This is a genomic window from Pectobacterium versatile (assembly GCF_020166435.1).
GTDB lineage: Bacteria > Pseudomonadota > Gammaproteobacteria > Enterobacterales > Enterobacteriaceae > Pectobacterium > Pectobacterium versatile.
This window is the reverse complement of the sequence record NZ_JAINZP010000003.1, coordinates 19,143-39,874: the sequence shown is the minus strand read 5'-3', so window position 1 is coordinate 39,874 and position 20,732 is coordinate 19,143. Positions and strand designations below refer to the sequence as shown.

Genomic DNA, 20,732 nt, shown 5'->3' with positions numbered 1-20,732 from the left:
TATTGATGGTGCGAAGCCATGAATAGACTGTCAGTCTGCACCACACAAGGCGGTGCAGACCGGATACTATCTCAGGTCAGTCTCAGTGCGCAGGGCAAGGCTCAGTGCTGGTAGCGGCAAGATCCTCTCCGGCAAGTTGCAACTGATACATTTGATAATAGCGCCCCTGCTGTTGCAACAGTTGATCATGTGTTCCCCGTTCAACGGTTTGCCCATGATGGAGCACCATAATCGTGTCAGCCTCAACGATAGTGGAAAGCCGATGAGCGATGATAATCAAGGTCGTCTGTTCCCTGATGATACGGAGCGCCTTTTGCACTGCTTGTTCCGTGCCAGAGTCAATATTCGCTGTCGCTTCATCGAGAATCAGGATCTTAGGCGTTTGCACCAGTACCCGTGCGATCGCCAACAGCTGCTTTTGTCCGGTAGACAGGTTATTCCCCTGCTCACCAATGCGCGTATGCAATCCTTCAGCCCGGACCAGTTCGGCGAGCTGTACCACTTCCAGCACGCGCCAGACGGCCTCTTCGCTGATATCACGCCCCAGCGTTACATTCACAAACATGGACTCCGCCAGCACAACTGGATCCTGTTGCACCATTGCCACATTTTGGCGCAACACCGCATGAGAGAGCGTCGACAGCGGACGACCATCAAGCCAAATCTCACCCTCATCTGGCGCGTAATACCCCATAAGCAAACTGGCTAGCGTACTTTTCCCACTGCCGGTATGCCCGACCAGCGCGACGAATCCGCGCTCTGGTATCGTCAGAGAAATATTCTGTAGCACACGTTTTTCTGTGCCATACGAGAAAGAAACCTCATCAATATCGACGCGCCCAGTCGCCAGAGGACGCTCATCATCGCCGTAGCTCTGCTTTTTGCCATCCATCAATTCAAAGATACGCTCACCAGCGACGACCGCCTGCTGTAACATGGACTGCTGGGTTGTCAGTTCAATCAGCGGTTCATTCAGACGGCCCAAATAGTTGATAAACGCGTACAAGACCCCGACGCCAACCGATCCAATTGAGCTGAAACCAAATTGGATTAACAAGCCACACAGCACCATTGCGGCAAACAGGCTCAGCAACGGCCTCAGCAGGAAACCTTCCAAACGCAGGGCCTTCATCCGCGCTTCATAATGTTCATAGCTGGCTGCGCCCAGTTTCTTGCCAAAGCGAGCCTGCTGGCGAAACTGCTGAATGACGCCCATGCCATTAATCACTTCGTTGAAACCATCATTAATGTCGGCCAGATAGCTTCGCACCTTGCGCACAGTCGGCGTACTAAAGCGATGGTACAGCACCATAACCGTCGCTACCGCAGGGAAAATCATCAACGCAACCAGCGCCATCTGCCAGTTCAGACTAAACATCGCCACCAGCATGGCACCAACCAGCGCCGCACTGCGTAATACCGTTGACACCACCATGACGTACAGATCTTTAACCACCTCAGTGTCATTGGTAACGCGTGAAATCAGTTGCCCAACAGGTTGCGTATCAAATGTACTCAGCGGCTGGCGCAACGCCGCGTCCATCACATCAATACGCAGTTGCTGAACGACACCAACCGCGACCCGGTTAAACAACAGCGTCTGAAAATAGTGCAGCGAGGCCGCCAGAATTTGCAGCAGGATATAGGCCATTGCTAGACCAGCCGCAATCGCCAGCGGGAACTGGCCTTTTGCTATCAAATCATCAATAAAATAGCTCACTAACACAGGGCCTGAGACTTCAGCGATTGCGGCAATCCACAGCATCAGGACGCCCTGCATCAGCGGTTTTCTCCAAGGGGAGCCATAGGCCAGCAAACGTTTCAGGGTTGGCCAAAACTGTTGAGGGCTATTCATTTTTCGTTCCTTTCAGCTGCGGCACATCATCCAGCGCCGCCTCCAGCTGTTGATAACGGTACATATCCCGATACCAGCCAGGTTGTGCCGCCAGGGTTCGGTGTGTGCCACGCTGCACCGTTTGTCCTTGCTGCAACACCACGATTTCATTCGCTTCGGTTAGGGCTGACAGGCGATGTGCGCTGATGATCAGCGTCCGTTTTTCGCCCCACGTTTTGAGATTCTGCAAAATCTGATGCTCCGTTCGCCCATCAACCGCAGACAGCGCATCGTCCAGCACCAGAATTTCAGCATCCAGCAGTAATGCACGGGCAATCGCGATCCGCTGTTTTTGACCGCCTGATAACATCACGCCGCGCTCTCCGACCTCCGTCTGGTAACTCTGAGGCAAACGCAGAATGTCGTCATGAACGCTGGCAAGCCGCGCAGCCTGTTCAATCTGTTGTTGGGTAGCATCAGGTCGACCCAGTGCGATGTTTCGTCCCACCGTATCGGAAAACAAAAAGGGCATTTGCCCCACAACGGCAAAACGGCTCCGAAGTTCATCCAACCGAATGGCGCTCAATGGACGATCGTGATAACGAATCTCTCCCGATTGGGTATCGAAATGACGCAAAATCAACGCCAGTAGCGTACTTTTACCCGATCCTGTCGGCCCACATAATCCCAGCATATTGCCCGGCGCCAGCGTAAATTGAATATGTTGTAAAGCATCACGGGTATTATCCGAGTAGCGAAACGCGGAGATATTCACATCCAGCACGCCCCGCTCGGCGGGCAAGGATTCCTCACCGTCTTTCACCACGAGATCTTCCGCAAGCAGCTGTCGAATACGGCTATATGCCGCGCTACCACGCTCAACAATATTAAACATCCAGGCCAGCGCCAGCATTGGCCAGATCATCAACCCCAGATACATGACGAAGCTGGTCAACAAACCTAACGTCAGCGAACCGTTAATCACCATCCAACTGCCGCCGCCAATCGCCAGCAAATTCGAAAGCCCGACGGCAATATAAATCGTGGGATCGAAGCGGGCATCAACGCAAGCGACGTGCATATTTTTAGCGCCGGCATCCGCCGCAACCTGCGCAAAACGCGCGGACTGATAGTTTTCCAGCCCAAAGGCTTTAATCATCCGAATGCTGGTCAAGCTTTCCTGCGCCTGATCGTTCAGCGAAGAGAACGCCGCCTGTGCGGATTTAAAGCGGTTATGCAGTTGGGTGCCGTAGCGTTTGATGAAAATCGCCATGACAGGCATCGGAAGCAACGCCAGCAAGGTCAGTTCCCAACTAATTTGAGTACACATGACAACCAGCACGGCGCAGCCCATTACCATCGAATCGACCAGCGTCAGCACGCCCTCTCCGGCGGCAAAGACCACGCGATCTACATCGTTAGTCGCACGCGCCATCAGATCGCCAGTACGGTGACGTTGATAAAACGCCGGATGCTGGCGGCTCAGTTGACGGTAAAAATCCTCTCGTAGCTCAACCGCCAACTGGTATGACGCACCAAACAGGAATACGCGCCACACATAGCGCAACAGATAGACCATGACGGCAGTCAACAGCATCACGCCAATCCACTTCATCATTTCGGTCATCGACATGCCGTGCTGCGTCACACCATCGACAATCACGCCGACCAGTTTAGGGGGCAGCAATTGCAGAATAGCAATCGCAATCAATAGCGCAACAGCACCCAGATAACGCCGCCATTCGCGGCGAAAATACCAACTCAGTTGAGCAAACAGTCTCACGCGGTTTTCATTCCAATAGCCAGATGAGTCATGACAGACTCAGACAAGTCATTATACAAAAGACGGATATACGCTAAATAATTCAAGTTTCAGGACAAAACGTACTCGTTTTGAACAACACTTCGCGTTGGCCCGCTAGGGCGATGCTCAGCAATGTGCATCGTAACGCGGCAAGAGAAGGAATCCCGATGAGCTTACTCAAGTCAGTGATTCGGGAGACTGACAAACCAGCCAGAGGCTAGTTTGAACGCTGCTTGCAGCGGCCCCAACGGGGCGAGCCACACGCCAGTGTGTCGAGTAATGCTGCCAACGCACATGTAACTTGAAGTATGACGAGTATGGATGATGAATCACAGGGATAAGGGCAATGCCGTGGTATGTTTGATTCGTTCCATAGCAAAGCTAGATGTTACATCGACCAGCCCGGGAATACCATTCACCAGCCGCTTATAGAAATCATCATAGCTTTTCATATCAGCAACCTGAACCTGCATCAGGTAGTCGTACTCACCAGCCATGCGATAGAAAGCCAGCACCTCCGGCATGTCAGACACTACGCGGGTGAAGGTCTGATACCAGTCACGGTTGTGCTGCTGCGTCTTCAATAAGACAAACGCCGTCAGCCCTAACCCAAGACGTTCATTATCCAACAGCGCTACCCGAGCCCGGATGATCCCTTCCTCTTCCAGACGCTTCAGTCGTTTCCAGCATGGTGTAGATGTCAGATTAACCGCCTCGGCCAGCGTCTGTAGCGAAAGCGTGCAATCCTGTTGCAACATATTCAGCAGTGTGCGATCAATTTTATCCAGCATAGCGCTACCTCATGGAAAATTTTTCCCTACTTTCCCCCATTAAGAGAAAAAAGCAATATTCTTCCCGCCCCAAATTGCCTTCAATATTCGCTGACAACATCAGCAAACCACATCACCATTCGATAATGAAAAAACATAACAAATTGTATAGTATCGAATTTAATTGCCTTTCACGAAAGGTGATACGACAAACTGGCAGACTGATTTCTACAATTCATTATGTATCAGCCAGTGATATATTTTATGCCAACCAGGAGTGGCGAAACGATGACAAAAGATAAAAATAATAAATTCAGTATGATAGGTATGATTTTGGGCGCAATCGGATTAGTCGTTGCCGTATCCTATTTTTGGACTGGACCACTGACACCTGAAGTACCGATTGAAGAACGAATAGCAGAGAAGATTGTTTCCATCCGTGATACCACGTTGGATAGATTAATGGGAAAAGTTGCCCCCACACCACCACAGCAATCTTCATTCAATGAAGAGCGGTTAGTGATTGCAGCAACATCCGTATTAGGTTGCCTTGCGATAATTTTCGCTGTTTTCGGCTTCGCTCGCCGTGAATCCACCAGACCAAGCATGAGCGCAGCCATGCTCGGTATCGCCGTGATCGCATTCCCTTTTATCATTAGTGCCATCAATATGGCGTTCGCTTTAATGGCCCTCGTTGCGCTGGCAGCCGCCATCGCCATGTTTTTTGGGTAAGCACCCCTCAGCCCGGCAAATGGAAAGTATCCCCCAAAAACCAGAAATAAAGAGTAAATAATTTCTTTAAATTGGTCATGTAGAGATAAAAAGATAACCTTTTTATCCTGAAAACTCGTTACTCTATTCGCATCACTGCCTAACCGAGTTTTTATCATGACCAATGCCTGGGTTAAAAATGCCATCAGCGCTATCGAAGCAGATTTTCAGCGCTCAGCTGATACGCATCTTATCCGACTGACCCTGCCGGACTACCCCGGTATCTATTTTTATCTCAAAGATGAAAGCACCCACCCCAGCGGTAGCCTGAAACATCGCCTGGCTCGTTCCTTATTTCTCTACGGGCTGTGCAACGGTTGGATTAAAGAAGGCACGCCAATTATCGAAGCGTCATCCGGCAGCACTGCCGTGTCAGAAGCCTATTTTGCACGTTTACTTGGCCTGCCATTTATCGCCGTCATGCCTTCCTGTACCGCAAAAAGAAAAATCGAGCAAATCGCTTTCTATGGCGGGCGCTGCCATTTTGTCGAACAGGCGGGACAAATCTATGCTGCATCCGAACAGCTCGCACAAGAGATGAACGGCCATTATATGGATCAGTTCACCTACGCGGAACGTGCCACCGACTGGCGCGGCAACAACAATATTGCCGATAGCATTTACCGCCAAATGGCACGTGAACCGCATACCGTGCCAGATTACATCGTGATGAGCGCAGGAACTGGCGGTACGTCAGCCACGCTCGGACGCTACATTCGCTATCAGGGACTGGATACGCAACTGGTCGTTGTCGACCCAGAAAACTCCGTCTTCTACGACTGCTACCAACAGCGGGATCGCTCCATCACAGGGCCATGTGGTAGCCGGATAGAAGGTATTGGTCGCCCGCGCGCCGAGCCTTCTTTTATTCCTGACGTCATTGATAGCATGATCAAAGTGCCGGATGCCGCCAGCATCGCAACGCTGTACTGGCTGGAAAGCGTGTTAGGCCGCAAAGCAGGTGCCTCTACCGGCACCAACGTCTGGGGTATGCTGCAACTGGCCAAAGAGATGGTGAGTCGGGGTCAAAAAGGCGCGATTGTGACCCTGCTATGCGATAGCGGCGAACGCTATCTGGACACCTACTACAACAGCGGTTGGGTAGAAAAAAATATCGGCGACATAAGCCCCTACCTTGATGCCCTGAACGCCCCAGAAATGTCACCTCTCATGCCGGAACTCAGCCCGGTGTGAGGCTGGTGTATTCAGCGCACAGCCTCAGCGCTGAATACGGGCTATTTTTCAGGTAACATAGCGGCTTTACATCACACCCCGCATTAAGGTGAATGAAGAATGAAGCGTGCTGTTGTCGTTTTTAGCGGTGGACAAGATTCCACAACCTGCCTGATTAAGGCTCTGCAAGATTATGATGACGTCCACTGCATCACCTTCGATTATGGGCAACGTCACCGTGCTGAAATTGATGTCGCTCGGGAACTCAGCCAGAAACTGGGGGCAACGGCACATAAGGTTCTGGACGTCGGCTTGCTGAATGAGCTCGCCACCAGCAGCCTGACGCGTGACAGTATCCCTGTCCCCGATTACGACGCTAATGCACAAGGCATCCCCAACACTTTTGTTCCGGGAAGAAACATTCTTTTCCTGACGCTCGCCTCTATCTACGCCTATCAAGTTGGTGCGGAAGCCGTCATTACCGGCGTGTGTGAGACCGATTTTTCCGGTTACCCAGATTGTCGCGATGAATTCGTCAAGGCACTGAATCAGGCTATTGTTTTAGGTATTGCCCGCGATATCCGTTTTGAAACCCCGCTGATGTGGCTTAATAAGGCCGAAACCTGGGCGCTGGCGGATCATTACCAGCAACTCGATACCGTTCGTTACCACACGCTAACCTGCTATAACGGGAGCAAGGGTGATGGGTGTGGTCAGTGTGCCGCCTGCCATTTACGCGCAAACGGGCTTGCGCAGTATCAGAATGATTCCGTGGCTGTGATGGCATCGCTGAAGCAGAAAGCAGGATTACGCTGATATTTCACGCCACCATTCAGAAACCGACACGCAGAAACATCACACAATCTAAAAACAGCAGGCCACGCCTTACAGGTAGTGGCCTGTTGCTTCATATTAACGGCGAATCTCGTTTAGGTGTTCCAGCAACTCTCCCTCCAGCGGCAGTGATTTTTGCGTCAATAAATCGATACAGACAAACGTCAGCGTGGCATCAACCACATCGCTTTCATCAGATGCCCGGGTTATTTTCTGACTGAGCACGCCACTTTTCGTATTCATCTGTAGCAGTTCGCTATCAATACGTAGCACGTCACCGAGAACGGCTGGCTTGCGATAGTTGATATTGATATTCACCACGACGAAAGCAATATTGTTGCTATGCATCCAGCCAAAAGCGGGCAACGTTTCCAGCCATTGCCAACGCGCTTCTTCCAGAAACTCAAGATAGCGCGCGTTATTAACGTGCTGATAAACATCAATGTGATAACCACGAACGGTAATGAAAGTCTGCATTGCAGTAATACTCCTGTGACAACACCAACAGCTGGTATGACCTGATAATTAGCCTAGCAGAGGTTCGCAGCCCAGAAGAAGTGCTCGACTGGGCTGCGACTGATATCACAGTTTTAAACGAGAGAGATTTCGCTCAACCAACGCAGCCCCAATTCCTGGGACCTCCGTTAATTGATCGATCTGGGTAAAAGGACCATGTTGCTCACGATAGCTAACGATCGCTTCCGCCTTTTTAAGGCCGACACCGTTCATTATTTCAGCCAAATCAGCAGCGCTTGCTGCATTAATGCTTACCTTATCCTCATCACCATCAGGAAGCGTTGCTTTTTCCACTTTCTGATCTGCTGGCGCAGACTTCACCGCTGTCGCCGTACTGTCGGCGGATTTAGGTGCCGCCTGACCCAGCAATGGCAACCCCGACAAACTCATCCCAATGATTAAGCATAGTGCTTTTATTCCTGATTTTTTCATGCTGTTTCCTCCTTGTGTGTGACAGCACGGCTACCTTGCCGCAGACTCATCAACACCGCAAACAGCAGAATTTAAATGTGGAAAAGGCCGCGAAAGCGGCCTTTTGTTGTTGCAACGATTTGCAAATTTTTGCGGAGCTTATTGCTGTTCTTGCGCCGCATTGCCCATCTTAATTTTCGCTTCACTACGCAAGCTGGACAGCAGAGAATCAAACAGCGCGCCCAGAGAACCTTGCTGAACCTGGCTGGCAAACTGTGTTTTCTGCTCATCATTTAGCTGATGTGGCGTCACGCTATCCAGCGCGACCAGCACGACATTACCGGCTTGATCCTGAGTAATCGCATAAGATGGCTTATCTTTCTCTGGGTGTGGCATAGCAAAGATTGCTTCGGCCGTTGCATCACCCTGAGAGATAGAAGACATCGTTTTTGCTTCACCAAAGCTCAGATCTGCCGCTTTAAGCGCATCGTCTTTACCTTGCTTCAGCTCAGCCAGAATTTTTTCAGCGTCTACACGAGTCTGCTGTTCAGCCTTCTGACGTTTCAGCACCTCGACGATCTCAGTACGCACCTGATCCAGAGGGCGAGTACTTTCAGGCTTGTGCTCAGTGATACGCAGAACGAAAGCACGATCGCCGTCGACGTTAATCACATCGGAGTTGTTGCCCGCAGCACCGTTTTCGCCCAACAGCGTACCGCTAAAGATAGCCTGCGTTACCGGTTGGAAGTTCAGCGCAGCGGGAACTTTCTCACGCGTAAACCAGTCGGTCTGCGTGGCTTTCACACCAGCGGCTTCTTCTGCTGAGGCCAAAGACTCGTTGTCATTGCTTGCCGCTTCGCTGATTTTTTGTTGCAGCGCATAGTAGCCATCCTGCGCTTTCTCATGCTTCACTTTCTCAGCGATCTCGGCACGCACTTCGTTCAGCGGTTTGACCTGCTGCGGTTGAACATCATCCAGACGCACAATCAGATAGCCAACAGAAGATTTAATCGCTTCGGAAACCTGACCTTTCTCCGTCAGTTTTGCCTGCTTCAGCTCATCAATCATGCTGTTTTCGTCCATCCACCCCAGATCGCCACCGTTGCGGCGCGAGATAACGTCCGTTGATTTTTCTTTCGCCAGCGTAGCGAAATTACCACCTTGCTTCAGCGCATCCAGAACAGACTTTGCATCAGCCTCATTCTTCACCTGAATAACGCTGAATTTTTTGCGCTCAAGTTGGGAATAGTCGCTCTTGTTCTGTTCGTAGAAATCGTTGATGGCAGCATCGTCTACTTTCACGCCGTCCATAATGCTTGCCGCATCCAGCGTGATATAGCTGACTTTGAATTCTTCTGGTGCGATGAAATTCCCTTTATTTTGATCGTAATAACTCTGGACTTCATCGTCAGCAACCGTCTGGGCTTTCGCCTTGGCTGCAATATCAATGGTTGCGACACGGACAACGCGATCTTGTGCAGCCAGTTTCACCAGATTATCGATCTCCTGCGGCAGCAGGAACGCGGTATTGCCAAAACCACGAATCAGCTGCTGTGAAGTCAGTTGTTTACGCAGCATCAGAGCATACATATCCGGCGTTACGCCAAGACGACGAACCTGATCCAGATACTTTTCATTATCAAAACGGTTGTTGGTCTGAAACGAAGGAACGTCAAAGATTGCCTGTTTGATTTGCTCATCACTGATGTTCAGTCCCAGCTTGTTGGCATACTGATCCAGCAAGGTTTCATCAATGAGTTGGGAGAGTGCCTGCTTACGCAATTGCTGCATGTAGCCGTCATTACTCGCCAGAAGAGAGAAATTCTCACCCAAGGCTTCCTGCTGACGACTGCGTTCGTTCTGTACCGCCTGCTCAAGCTGTGCGCGGGTAATTTCTTGCCCGTTCACCTTTGCAGCGTAATCTCCTGAACCACCAATAAGATAATCACCAACGCCAGTTAGAACGAATGATGCGATGATCAAAGCAAGAATAATTTTGAGCACGACGTTATTCGCGGCCGTACGTAAATTGTCCATCATAATGTGACAACACTCCGCTGTAGAATGGATAAAACTCCCTGCGCTGGCCGAAGCCTGCATCCTTGCGATTGCTATAGCCCAATACAAGGCTAGGGCGCACTTAAGCTTGTTGCCCGCCACGTTCTGCCATGTGTCGGGTATGTATATACTCGCCATATTTCAAGTTGCATGTGCGTTGGCTACGTTCAGTCACCCGAATTACTTACTTAAGTAAGCTCATCGGGATTCCCTCTCTTGCCGCCTTCACGCAACTCGAATTATTTAGGGTAAAATCCTATATAAATAAAAGGCACATCATAAAATGATGCGCCTCGTATCTTACCCTACCAATATCATTGCGTCAGGTATTGTTTGGCGCCCAAAGTGGTTATCAGCCAAACCTGTGACGTAATAATCAGTTAACGGCGTCTTTCAGCGTTTTACCAGCACGGAATCCTGGTACTTTCGCCGCAGGGATACTGATTTCTTTACCAGTTTGCGGGTTACGGCCGGTACGAGCAGCACGCTCACGCACTGAGAAAGTACCAAAACCAACCAACGCAACATCATCCCCTTCTTTCAGGGATTCGGTAACGGAACCAATAATTGCATCCAACACACGCCCTGCTGCCGCTTTGGAAATATCAGCATCTGCGGCAATTTTGTCGATCAATTGTGACTTGTTCACTCTGTCATCCCCTCTGGAATTCTCTTATCGCGCTTCAATGTCCCAAGACGCGACACGTGACTTATTATCAATACTGTCATGCCTAGCCAGTTATGGCTAAAACTAACAGTGCTCTAACTTAGCGGTACAAAAAAAAGCTGGCAAGCACGATTTCACTCACCAGCCCTGATTTTCTCAAGGGTTTTTGCGACAGGTCACTATTTTGCCTTGGCTTTGGCCTTGGCTTTAGGCGTCGTGACCACCTGCATGCCAGAAGGCGCATTCAGCAATGCGAACGCCAATACTTCCTCGATACGTTTCACCGGATGGATTTCCAGATCGGCAATCACGTTCTGTGGGATATCTTCCAGATCGCGCTTGTTGTCATCAGGAATCAAGACCGTCTTGATTCCACCACGGTGTGCTGCCAGCAGTTTCTCTTTCAGACCACCAATCGGCAGCACCAGACCACGCAGGGTAATCTCACCCGTCATCGCCACATCGGCACGCACCGGATTCCCGGTCAAACAAGAAACCAGTGCGGTACACATAGCGATACCCGCACTCGGACCATCTTTTGGCGTCGCACCTTCTGGAACGTGAACGTGGATATCACGCTTCTCGTAAAAATCAGCATTGATGCCTAATTTTTCTGCACGGGCGCGAACCACGGTAAGCGCAGCCTGAATCGACTCCTGCATGACTTCACCCAACGAACCGGTATAAGTCAGCTTACCTTTGCCCGGCACGCAGGCGGTTTCAATCGTCAGCAGATCGCCGCCAACTTCCGTCCAGGCCAGTCCGGTCACCTGCCCTACGCGATTTTCATCGTCCGCACGGCCATAGTCAAAACGCTGTACCCCAAGGAAATCCTTAAGGTTATCGCCCGAAATCTGGATATGCTTAGTGGATTTATCCATCAACAGCGTTTTTACTGCTTTACGGCACAGCTTGGAGATTTCACGCTCGAGGCTACGCACGCCAGCTTCACGCGTGTAATAACGGATAATGCCAACAATTGCACTGTCTTCTACCGACAGTTCGCCATTTTTCAGCGCATTACGTTCGATCTGTTTCGGCAGCAGATGCTGTTTGGCGATATTCAGTTTTTCGTCTTCGGTATAGCCGGAAAGACGAATGACTTCCATACGGTCAAGCAGCGGTGCCGGGATGTTCATGGAGTTAGACGTCGCAACAAACATCACATCGGACAGATCGTAGTCGACTTCCAAATAGTGATCGTTAAACGCCACGTTCTGCTCAGGATCGAGCACTTCCAGCAAGGCAGAAGCCGGATCGCCACGCATGTCAGAAGACATTTTGTCGATCTCGTCCAGCAGGAATAGTGGGTTTTTCACACCAACTTTTGCCATTTTCTGGATTAGTTTGCCCGGCATTGAACCGATATAGGTACGACGGTGCCCGCGGATTTCCGCTTCGTCACGCACGCCACCCAGCGCCATGCGCACATACTGACGTCCGGTCGCTTTGGCGATAGACTGACCGAGCGAAGTTTTACCCACGCCAGGCGGCCCCACCAGACACAGAATCGGCCCCCTGATCTTGCTGACACGGCTCTGTACTGCGAGATATTCAAGGATGCGTTCTTTCACGCGCTCCAGACCATAATGATCGATATCCAGCATTTCCTGCGCTTTCAGCAAGTCTTTCTTCACTTTGCTGCGCGCATTCCACGGCACCTGCACCATCCAGTCGATATAGCCGCGCACCACTGTCGCTTCCGCTGACATCGGTGACATCATTTTCAGCTTTTGTAATTCTGCTTCGGCTTTCTCACGCGCGTCTTTCGGCATTTTTGCCGCTTCAATCTTGCGTTTTAACGCTTCGTGTTCATCCGGTGCGTCATCCATCTCACCCAGCTCTTTCTGAATAGCTTTCATTTGCTCATTCAGATAGTACTCACGCTGGCTTTTTTCCATTTGCTTCTTAACGCGGCCACGAATCCGTTTTTCTACCTGCAACAGGTCGATTTCGGATTCCATCATCGCCATCAGATACTCCAAACGTTCAGTAATATCGAACATTTCAAGTACAGACTGCTTATCAGCCAATTTCAGCGGCATGTGCGCAGCAATAGTGTCGGCCAAACGCGCAGCATCATCAATGCTGTTCAGAGATGTCAGCACTTCCGGCGGGATCTTCTTGTTCAGCTTGATGTATCCCTCAAACTGATTGACCGCCGTGCGCATGAGCACTTCTTGCTCGCGCTCATCAATCGCTGGGGAATCAAGATATTCTGCGTGTGCAGCGAAATGTTCACCGCTGTCAGAAAGCGTCGTAATACGCGCACGCTGTAACCCCTCGACCAGCACTTTTACCGTGCCGTCCGGCAGTTTCAGCATTTGAAGAATTGAGGCTACCGTCCCTACCGAGAAAAGATCGTTAATACTTGGCTCATCCGTTGAAGCTTCTTTCTGTGCCACCAGCATGATCTTCTTATCATGATCCATTGCGGCTTCAAGGCACCGAATCGATTTCTCCCGACCAACAAACAACGGAATGACCATGTGCGGATAAACCACCACATCGCGCAATGGCAATACGGGGATTTCTATGCGTTCGGAACGCTCAGGGTTCATAGAGCTCTCTCTTAGTTTCGTTTCCGCCAGGTTATGGGAATCTCGTGAAACGCGGTTTTCACGGGTTTCATCAAATAGGTATTTGAGTATATGGGGATAAATGTCTCACATTCAACGACCAGCATGCGTGTAAAAAACAAATGGGGGATAAAATCCCCCATTTTTATTTTTTGATACAGCCAAATTGATTAATTATTCGCCGGAAGCCTGCTGTGTCTCAGGTTTGCCATAGATCAGCAATGGTTCGGACTGGCCCGCAATAACGGATTCATCAATGACGACTTTATCCACGCTTTCCAGCGATGGCAGGTCATACATGGTATCCAGCAGAGCAGCTTCAACGATAGAACGCAGACCACGTGCACCGGTTTTACGCACCATCGCTTTCTTGGCAATCGCCGTCAGCGCTTCATCACGGAATTCCAGCTCGACGCCTTCCAGATTGAACAACGCCTGATACTGTTTGGTCAGCGCATTCTTCGGCTCACGCAGAATCTGAATCAGCGCGTCTTCGCTCAGTTCTCTCAGCGTAGCAACGACTGGCAGACGACCAATAAACTCAGGAATCAAACCGAATTTAATCAAATCACCTGGCTCAACCTTGCCCAACAACTCGCCTTCTGTCGCTTTATCTGCGGTGCCTTTAACTGTTGCGTTAAAACCAATACCGCGTCCCGTGTCAGTACGCTGCTCGATCACTTTGTCCAGACCCGCGAACGCACCGCCACAGATAAAGAGGATCTTGGAGGTATCAACCTGCAAGAACTCCTGCTGCGGATGCTTACGTCCACCCTGCGGTGGAACCGCTGCGATAGTGCCTTCGATCAGCTTCAGCAGAGCCTGCTGAACGCCTTCACCAGATACATCGCGGGTGATCGATGGGTTGTCTGACTTACGAGAAATCTTGTCGATTTCATCGATGTAGACAATGCCGCGCTGCGCTTTCTGCACATCGTAATCGCACTTCTGCAACAGCTTCTGAATGATGTTCTCAACGTCTTCACCGACGTAGCCCGCTTCAGTCAGCGTAGTCGCATCCGCCATAGTAAACGGAACGTCCAGGAAGCGCGCCAGCGTTTCGGCCAGCAGCGTTTTACCGCTCCCCGTAGGACCGATCAGCAGGATGTTACTTTTACCCAGTTCGATCCCGTTGCTGCTGTCACCATTACGCAAGCGTTTATAGTGGTTATACACCGCAACGGCCAATACCTTCTTGGCCTGCTCTTGACCGATGACGTAATCGTCAAGGTGGCGGCGAATTTCGTGTGGCGTCGGCAACGCACTGCGCTCACGGTGGGGCGCCACTTCCTTAATTTCTTCGCGAATAATGTCGTTACACAAGTCAACACATTCATCGCAGATATACACCGACGGCCCGGCAATCAGCTTACGCACTTCATGCTGGCTTTTGCCGCAAAAAGAGCAGTACAGTAACTTTCCTGAACCGTCTTTGCGCTTATCTGTCATGAGTTAAACCTCTTTTTCGTCTTTTGCCCGCAGGCCAACCACAGCGATACCGCTACAACGAACGCCGATACTTATAGCTAATACGCGTAAAATAACCTCGCACAACAGACTATCGGTCGAACACTGATTTTTAGCTACACCAGACCGCTAATATGGCGAATTATCACCCACGGTTAGTGAATACGGAGTCTACCAAACCGTAGTCTACTGCCTCACTGGCAGAGAGGAAACGATCGCGCTCGGTGTCTCTCTCTATCACTCCAAGAGGTTGTTCCGTGTGTTTCGCCATCAGCTCATTCATTTTGGCTTTCACTTTCAGTATTTCTTTGGCATGGATTTCAATATCCGTTGCCTGACCTTGGAAACCGCCCAACGGCTGGTGAATCATGACACGCGAATTAGGCAAGCAAATACGTTTGCCTTTAGTACCTGCAGTTAACAGGAATGCGCCCATTGAACAAGCCTGCCCCATACAGATCGTACTGACATCCGGCTTGATAAACTGCATAGTGTCGTAAATGGACATACCTGCAGTAATAACGCCACCTGGAGAGTTAATGTACAGATAAATATCTTTTTCTGGATTTTCGGCTTCCAGAAATAGCATCTGCGCTACAACCAGATTCGCCATGTGATCTTCCACCTGACCAGTCAGGAAGATTATCCGTTCTTTTAGCAGACGGGAATAGATATCGTAAGAACGTTCCCCACGCGAGGTCTGTTCAACCACCATCGGCACTAACGCCATATGAGGTGCTTGTCTTTCTTGTTCGCCACTGTATGACATTCACGTCTCCTAGATAAAATGCGTCCGGCACTCTTATTGCGTTGCTCAATTCTACTAGAGATAGAGGGGGATGACTATGGAACCCTGTCCCGTCGCTGCTGAACAACTCATACCACCAAGAATCCTTACCTGCTGCGCCAACTTTTCCTCTAAGTGAGTGGGGGCACATGCATTGTATTTCAAGCTTACACTATCAATCGCTCTCTATTAAAGAGCCAATTATTTTATTATTAACACGTCATCGACACAGCAAATCTGTGGTTTAACTCTTTGCCTGATCTAATAAATTCTTCGCCTAACTTAATAATAGTGCAATTTCAGGCGATCATTTCTTGCGTATTGTCTGACAGGAGCGAAGGCGTTAAGCACCAGAGGTAAAGGATCAAGCGATCATCAGCGGAATCACGATTACCCAGACTGTCGTATAAATCCACCTCTTGAAGAGGTGGATTTATACGTGGGGTCCCCTACGCCAGTCAGTTAAGCAACTGACTGGCATTACCTCCGAGGAGGTGGTTTAAAACTGACAGTAAAAAGCCCGCGCCATAAGGCACGGGCTTTGATAGAAAGCATCTCACTACACAATAAACGATGTTGATATCAACAAAGTTTATGCCGTAGTAGTTTGATTCATCAGTTCGTTGAAACTCACTGATTTCTCAACGACTTTCGCTTTAGAAAGCACAGTTTCTACCGCTTGCTCTTCCAGTGCGACGTTACGCATGTTGTTCAGCAGCTCTTTGTTTTTGCTGTAGAACTCGATAACTTCCTGCGGATCTTCGTAAGCAGAAGCCATCTCTTCGATCAGTGCATTAACGCGTGCTTCGTCAGCTTTCAGCTCATTGCTGCTGATGACTTCGCCCAGCAACAGACCGATAACAACGCGGCGTTTAGCTTGCTCTTCGAACAGCTCACGCGGTAATTCCTGCGCTTGCTTCTCGTTGCCGCCAAAACGCTGCGCAGCCTGACGACGCAGAACGTCGATTTCGCCATCGATCAGTGCAACTGGCACGTCGATTTCGTTGGCGTTGATCAGTCCGTCCAGAACCTGAGTTTTAACACGGTTACGCACCGCACCTTTCAGCTCACGTTCCATATTTTTACGAACTTCAGCACGCAGACCTTCCTGAGAACCATCAGCCACGCCGAAACGTTTGATGAATTCTTCAGTCAGTTCAGGCAGCTCACGCTCTTCAACTTTCTTCAGGACGATAGCGAACTGAGCCGCTTTTCCTTTCAGGTTTTCAGCGTGGTAATCTTCTGGGAAGTTCACGTTGATAGTGAATTCTTCACCCGCTTTGTGCCCAACGATGCCATCTTCAAAGCCTGGGATCATGCGATTCTGGCCCATTGCCAGAACGAAGTCGGACGCTTTTCCGCCTTCGAAGACTTCACCGTCGATAGAACCGGTGAAATCGATCGTTGCACGATCTTCCGCTGCCGCAGCGCGGTCAGTTTCTTTCCAAGTCGCCTGTTGCTTACGCAGCGTGTCCAGCATGGTATCAACATCAGCATCAGTGACTTCAACAACCGGTTTTTCAACTTCGATTGCATCCAGACCTTTCAGCTCGACTTCTGGGTACACGTCAAATTCAACAGAGTAAGTGAAGTCGCCACCTACAGCATATTCGCCAGGGATGTAGTTAGGCGCGCCAACCGGATTAATTTTTTCTTTGATGATCGCATCAACAAAGTTGCGCTGCATCAGGTCACCCAATACGTCCTGACGCACAGAGGCACCATAACGCTGAGCAACAACATTCATCGGCACTTTGCCTTTACGAAAACCGTCAATACGTACTTTTTTGGCCGTGTTGACCAGCTCGCTCTTCACCGCACTCTCAATGATGTCAGCAGCAACGGTAATCGTTACGCGACGTCCCAGACCTTGAGTTGTTTCAACTGAAACTTGCATCTTGTTACCTCAAAAAATCACAGTGATCGGTCAACCCCAAAACTATTCTCGCGACGAAAAACTCTCACGACAGCGACACTTATTCAGACTGCCGCCACCGAAGGCGTACAGCTCAAATCAACCTCGCAGAACCGGGAAATTGCCAACCCCGTCCTTGTAGTCAGAAGCGTCCCGAATACATTCAGGAAAAAATTAGACGCGTATTATAGCGATATAGAGAGGATGAGTCGAGAACGGCGGGCGGACTATTACAGCAACGGATTCACACTTTTGTCAGTAACCCGCCCCGATATGTCAGGAACGGGCCATATTAATGACTTAAGAAAGGATGCCAGCGCCACCGCAAGGCGGTGAAGAAGGTACGGCATTTTGCAAACTGGTCCACTCTTTTGCCGTATACGTATGCAGCGCTAACGCATGCACTGGCCCTGCCAGCTCCGTAGCCAACACGGCATAGACCGCACGATGTCGCCCAATCACGCGTTCGCCCGTGAATTTATCGCTGACCAGCACAACTTTAAAATGGCTTTCTGCTCCCGCAGGTACGTTGTGACGATAACTCTCATCAGTCACGTCTAAATGAACGGGTTCAAAACCCACACGCAGCTTGTCTTCTATCGTTTCACGCATCATACGGCTACCCTTTCGGCTTGGGGAAAATTTGATATCAACGCGACATTACTGTCATTCACCGATGCACGAATCATTATAACCTCATCGTTTTTCAACCTGTTATGCGTAAAAACAGCATCGAGAGAAGAAAGCTGTACGCTACGGGTTGATATATCATCGACGGTCTTGATGTGATAAAAACGGTTTTTCCAGGTCAAAAGCGTGAAAAAGATGAATTTCAGGACAATTTACCTGCTATCGGATCTTTTTCCTGCCTGTGGCGATGATATGATATCAACAATATTTGTCAGCTCACCACACTAATCATTACTGAGAAAATACGAATGTTAAAAAAATTATTTTTCCCTCTTCTGGCCGTCATTCTGCTTGCAGGATGTGCAGCAAAAAGCAACACCTTGAACATCACCCCCAAAATTAGCGTGCCTTCTCAGGATCCGACGCTGATGGGCGTAACGATTAGCATCAATGGTGCAGACCAGCGCGCCGATCAGGCTCTGGCGAAAGTGAATCGTGATGGCCAACTGATTACGCTGACGCCTTCTCGCGATCTGCGTTTCTTGTTGCAAGAAGCGTTGGAGAAACAAATGACCGCACGTGGTTACATGATCGGTACTGGCGGCCCGGTAGCCTTGCAGATCGTGGTTAACCACCTGTACGCCGATGTCTCTGAAGGGAACCTGCGCTACAACATCACGACCAAAGCAGATATCTCCATCATTTCTCAGGCGGCAAACGGCAACAAGCAGGTGAAAAACTACCGTTCAACCTATAACGTTCAGGGTGCTTTCACCGCCAGCAACGACAAAATTACCGATGCTGTTAACACCGTGCTGGGTGATGTCATCAACGACATGGCACAAGACACCAGCGTAAGCAGCTTTATCAAAGAAAACGCCCGTTAATTTCTGCACGCCGCTTCCCTTGCTTCTGAACGCTTTCGGAGCAAGGGAAAGGACTCTCCATGATTAGTCGCATCATTGCTTTGTTCAGCCAACGTAATTCGCTTTTTATGCTGTTGCTTGGCTTCGCTTCCGGTTTACCACTGGCATTGACATCCGGCACATTGCAAGCCTGGATGACCGTCGAGAATGTCGATCTGAAAACCATTGGTTTCTTCTCTTTGGTAGGTCAAGCCTACGTATTCAAGTTTCTGTGGTCCCCCCTGATGGACCGCTATACCCCGCCATTCCTTGGTAGACGCCGTGGCTGGCTGATTCTCAGTCAACTTCTGCTGATCGCTGCCATTATTGGTATGGGATTTATGAACCCGGCTCGCGATCTCTGGTGGCTGGCTGCGCTGGCGGTTCTGGTCGCGTTCTGCTCCGCATCTCAGGATATTGTTTTTGATGCCTATAAGACGGATTTACTTCCTCCAGAAGAACGCGGTACAGGCGCAGCCACCTCGGTATTAGGTTATCGTCTGGCGATGCTGGTTTCTGGTGGGCTGGCATTGTGGATGGCCGATCGCTATTTCGGCTGGCAGACCACCTATTGGTTAATGGCAGGACTCATGCTGATCGGTGTGTTCGCGACCCTGTTAGCACCGGAACCACTGAATAGCCAGCCAGCGCCGCGCAGCATGGAACAAGCGATTGTTGCCCCCCTGCGCGATTTCTTTGCACGCAACAACGCCTGGCTCATTCTTCTGCTTATCGTGTTATACAAGCTCGGTGATGCCTTTGCGGTCAGCCTGACGACAACCTTCCTGATACGCGGAGTTGGTTTTAATGCTGGTGATGTCGGGCTGGTGAATAAGACGCTTGGACTCTTCGCCACCATCGTGGGAGCCATTTACGGCGGATTATTGATGCAGCGGCTCTCGTTGTTCAGAGCGCTGATGCTGTTTGGTATTCTTCAGGCCGTGTCCAACGCGGGATACTGGCTGCTGGCTATCACAGCCAAAAGTCTGTTCACCATGGCTACCGCTGTTTTTCTGGAAAACCTCTGCGGCGGTATGGGAACGGCTGCGTTTGTCGCACTATTGATGACGCTGTGTAATAAATCGTTTTCAGCCACACAGTTTGCTCTGCTTTCCGCCCTTGCCGCCGTCGGACGGGTTTACGTTGGCCCTATCGCAGGCTGGTTTGTCGAATCCTATGGCTGGGCATGGTTCTACCTGTTCTCGATTTTTGCCGCGTTACCGGGCCTGGCCATCCTGCTGATCTGCCGTGAGACGTTGGAGTTTACCCAGAAAACCGACACCTTTCAGTTACGCACAAACTTCCAGAACTATTACAAGAAAGCCTTACATATGTTGGGATTGGGTGTGATCGTGCTGGCATTGTGGCTCATGCTACTGATCAGCAATGCGCTGGAATGGTCCTCATTGCCTCTGTTGGCAGAATATCTGCTCGCCGCAGGCGGTACGCTTGCTCTGCTGGGCATTTTCTTCGGTAGCTTGTTGGATTACCTGTCACTCAGGCGGGCGTCAAAACCGTCAGTACATTGACTACTATTCGTTCAGGCAGCGCTCATCTGCTGCCTGAACCTATTACATCGTTCCTTTATTTAATTATTTTTCTCATAATATC

At 50.1% G+C, this 20,732-nt stretch carries 17 protein-coding genes; 5 read left to right on the top strand and 12 right to left on the bottom strand.

Annotation, left to right across the window (positions count from 1 at the left end; genetic code table 11):
• Window positions 1-82: 82 nt before the first annotated feature.
• From K7X24_RS05040 to K7X24_RS05030, 3 genes are all read right to left on the bottom strand, one after another.
• Window positions 83-1,855, bottom strand: coding sequence for a SmdB family multidrug efflux ABC transporter permease/ATP-binding protein (locus tag K7X24_RS05040; protein WP_224553404.1), 1,773 nt, complete (start codon window positions 1,853-1,855; stop codon window positions 83-85).
• Window positions 1,848-3,617 carry a SmdA family multidrug ABC transporter permease/ATP-binding protein gene (locus tag K7X24_RS05035; protein ID WP_224553402.1) on the bottom strand — a complete coding sequence of 590 codons (1,770 nt, stop codon included), beginning with the start codon at window positions 3,615-3,617 and terminating at the stop codon, window positions 1,848-1,850. The genes K7X24_RS05040 and K7X24_RS05035 overlap by 8 nt, the downstream gene beginning before the upstream one ends.
• Window positions 3,618-3,967: 350 nt before the next feature.
• Window positions 3,968-4,429, bottom strand: a complete 462-nt coding sequence (locus K7X24_RS05030) for an Lrp/AsnC family transcriptional regulator (RefSeq protein WP_010282169.1) — start codon at window positions 4,427-4,429, stop codon at window positions 3,968-3,970.
• Window positions 4,430-4,696: 267 nt separating this feature from the next.
• Between K7X24_RS05030 and K7X24_RS05025 the strand changes: the two genes are divergently transcribed.
• The 3 genes from K7X24_RS05025 to queC all read left to right on the top strand — a co-directional run bounded on the left by K7X24_RS05025 (window position 4,697) and on the right by queC (window position 7,168).
• On the top strand, window positions 4,697-5,140 hold the full coding sequence (locus tag K7X24_RS05025; RefSeq protein WP_039490505.1) for a hypothetical protein: 444 nt from the start codon (window positions 4,697-4,699) through the stop codon (window positions 5,138-5,140).
• Window positions 5,141-5,296: 156 nt separating this feature from the next.
• Window positions 5,297-6,373: a PLP-dependent cysteine synthase family protein gene (locus K7X24_RS05020; RefSeq protein WP_263499237.1), complete on the top strand. Its 1,077-nt coding sequence runs from the start codon at window positions 5,297-5,299 to the stop codon at window positions 6,371-6,373.
• A gap of 99 nt (window positions 6,374-6,472) precedes the next feature.
• On the top strand, window positions 6,473-7,168 hold the full coding sequence (gene queC / locus K7X24_RS05015; protein ID WP_224553399.1) for a 7-cyano-7-deazaguanine synthase QueC: 696 nt from the start codon (window positions 6,473-6,475) through the stop codon (window positions 7,166-7,168).
• A gap of 96 nt (window positions 7,169-7,264) precedes the next feature.
• On the opposite strand, the gene K7X24_RS05010 is transcribed toward queC, so the two are convergent.
• The 9 genes from K7X24_RS05010 to bolA form a co-directional block, all read right to left on the bottom strand.
• Window positions 7,265-7,663, bottom strand: a complete 399-nt coding sequence (locus K7X24_RS05010; protein WP_224553398.1) for an acyl-CoA thioesterase — start codon at window positions 7,661-7,663, stop codon at window positions 7,265-7,267.
• Window positions 7,664-7,768: 105 nt separating this feature from the next.
• Complete coding sequence (locus K7X24_RS05005) at window positions 7,769-8,134, bottom strand: helix-hairpin-helix domain-containing protein (RefSeq protein ID WP_224553396.1); 366 nt, start codon at window positions 8,132-8,134, stop codon at window positions 7,769-7,771.
• Window positions 8,135-8,272: 138 nt separating this feature from the next.
• On the bottom strand, window positions 8,273-10,153 hold the full coding sequence (gene ppiD, locus K7X24_RS05000) for a peptidylprolyl isomerase (RefSeq protein ID WP_224553394.1): 1,881 nt from the start codon (window positions 10,151-10,153) through the stop codon (window positions 8,273-8,275).
• Between the two features lie 394 nt (window positions 10,154-10,547).
• Window positions 10,548-10,820 (bottom strand): nucleoid-associated protein HU-beta, encoded by a 273-nt coding sequence (gene hupB / locus K7X24_RS04995; protein ID WP_005976031.1) that lies wholly within the window; start codon window positions 10,818-10,820, stop codon window positions 10,548-10,550.
• A 197-nt stretch (window positions 10,821-11,017) separates the two neighbouring features.
• Window positions 11,018-13,399: an endopeptidase La gene (gene lon, locus K7X24_RS04990; protein WP_224553392.1), complete on the bottom strand. Its 2,382-nt coding sequence runs from the start codon at window positions 13,397-13,399 to the stop codon at window positions 11,018-11,020.
• Between the two features lie 192 nt (window positions 13,400-13,591).
• Window positions 13,592-14,866 carry an ATP-dependent protease ATP-binding subunit ClpX gene (clpX, locus tag K7X24_RS04985; RefSeq protein WP_039485483.1) on the bottom strand — a complete coding sequence of 425 codons (1,275 nt, stop codon included), beginning with the start codon at window positions 14,864-14,866 and terminating at the stop codon, window positions 13,592-13,594.
• Window positions 14,867-15,029: 163 nt separating this feature from the next.
• Entirely contained in the window at window positions 15,030-15,653 is a 624-nt protein-coding gene (gene clpP / locus K7X24_RS04980) for an ATP-dependent Clp endopeptidase proteolytic subunit ClpP (protein ID WP_224553390.1), read from the bottom strand.
• 610 nt (window positions 15,654-16,263) lie between these two features.
• Window positions 16,264-17,568, bottom strand: coding sequence for a trigger factor (tig, locus tag K7X24_RS04975; RefSeq protein ID WP_224553387.1), 1,305 nt, complete (start codon window positions 17,566-17,568; stop codon window positions 16,264-16,266).
• Between the two features lie 318 nt (window positions 17,569-17,886).
• Window positions 17,887-18,201 carry a transcriptional regulator BolA gene (gene bolA / locus K7X24_RS04970; protein ID WP_224553385.1) on the bottom strand — a complete coding sequence of 105 codons (315 nt, stop codon included), beginning with the start codon at window positions 18,199-18,201 and terminating at the stop codon, window positions 17,887-17,889.
• Window positions 18,202-18,524: 323 nt separating this feature from the next.
• Between bolA and K7X24_RS04965 the strand changes: the two genes are divergently transcribed.
• Together K7X24_RS04965 and ampG are read left to right on the top strand one after the other, a co-directional pair.
• Window positions 18,525-19,103 (top strand): lipoprotein, encoded by a 579-nt coding sequence (locus tag K7X24_RS04965; RefSeq protein ID WP_039472373.1) that lies wholly within the window; start codon window positions 18,525-18,527, stop codon window positions 19,101-19,103.
• Window positions 19,104-19,162: 59 nt separating this feature from the next.
• Window positions 19,163-20,650, top strand: a complete 1,488-nt coding sequence (ampG, locus tag K7X24_RS04960) for a muropeptide MFS transporter AmpG (protein WP_224553383.1) — start codon at window positions 19,163-19,165, stop codon at window positions 20,648-20,650.
• Window positions 20,651-20,732 lie beyond the last annotated feature (82 nt).

Excerpts from the sequence above, each read along its gene's own strand:
- queC (WP_224553399.1), top strand. The coding sequence starts at position 6,473 with ATGAAGCGTGCTGTTGTCGTTTTTAGCGGTGGACAAGATTCCACAACC.
- K7X24_RS04965 (WP_039472373.1), top strand. The coding sequence starts at position 18,525 with ATGTTAAAAAAATTATTTTTCCCTCTTCTGGCCGTCATTCTGCTTGCA.
- clpP (WP_224553390.1), bottom strand. The coding sequence starts at position 15,653 with ATGTCATACAGTGGCGAACAAGAAAGACAAGCACCTCATATGGCGTTA.
- clpX (WP_039485483.1), bottom strand. The coding sequence starts at position 14,866 with ATGACAGATAAGCGCAAAGACGGTTCAGGAAAGTTACTGTACTGCTCT.
- tig (WP_224553387.1), bottom strand. The coding sequence starts at position 17,568 with ATGCAAGTTTCAGTTGAAACAACTCAAGGTCTGGGACGTCGCGTAACG.
- bolA (WP_224553385.1), bottom strand. The coding sequence starts at position 18,201 with ATGATGCGTGAAACGATAGAAGACAAGCTGCGTGTGGGTTTTGAACCC.
- K7X24_RS05025 (WP_039490505.1), top strand. The coding sequence starts at position 4,697 with ATGACAAAAGATAAAAATAATAAATTCAGTATGATAGGTATGATTTTG.
- K7X24_RS05020 (WP_263499237.1), top strand. The coding sequence starts at position 5,297 with ATGACCAATGCCTGGGTTAAAAATGCCATCAGCGCTATCGAAGCAGAT.
- K7X24_RS05005 (WP_224553396.1), bottom strand. The coding sequence starts at position 8,134 with ATGAAAAAATCAGGAATAAAAGCACTATGCTTAATCATTGGGATGAGT.
- K7X24_RS05030 (WP_010282169.1), bottom strand. The coding sequence starts at position 4,429 with ATGCTGGATAAAATTGATCGCACACTGCTGAATATGTTGCAACAGGAT.
- K7X24_RS05040 (WP_224553404.1), bottom strand. The coding sequence starts at position 1,855 with ATGAATAGCCCTCAACAGTTTTGGCCAACCCTGAAACGTTTGCTGGCC.
- ampG (WP_224553383.1), top strand. The coding sequence starts at position 19,163 with ATGATTAGTCGCATCATTGCTTTGTTCAGCCAACGTAATTCGCTTTTT.
- ppiD (WP_224553394.1), bottom strand. The coding sequence starts at position 10,153 with ATGATGGACAATTTACGTACGGCCGCGAATAACGTCGTGCTCAAAATT.
- lon (WP_224553392.1), bottom strand. The coding sequence starts at position 13,399 with ATGAACCCTGAGCGTTCCGAACGCATAGAAATCCCCGTATTGCCATTG.
- K7X24_RS05010 (WP_224553398.1), bottom strand. The coding sequence starts at position 7,663 with ATGCAGACTTTCATTACCGTTCGTGGTTATCACATTGATGTTTATCAG.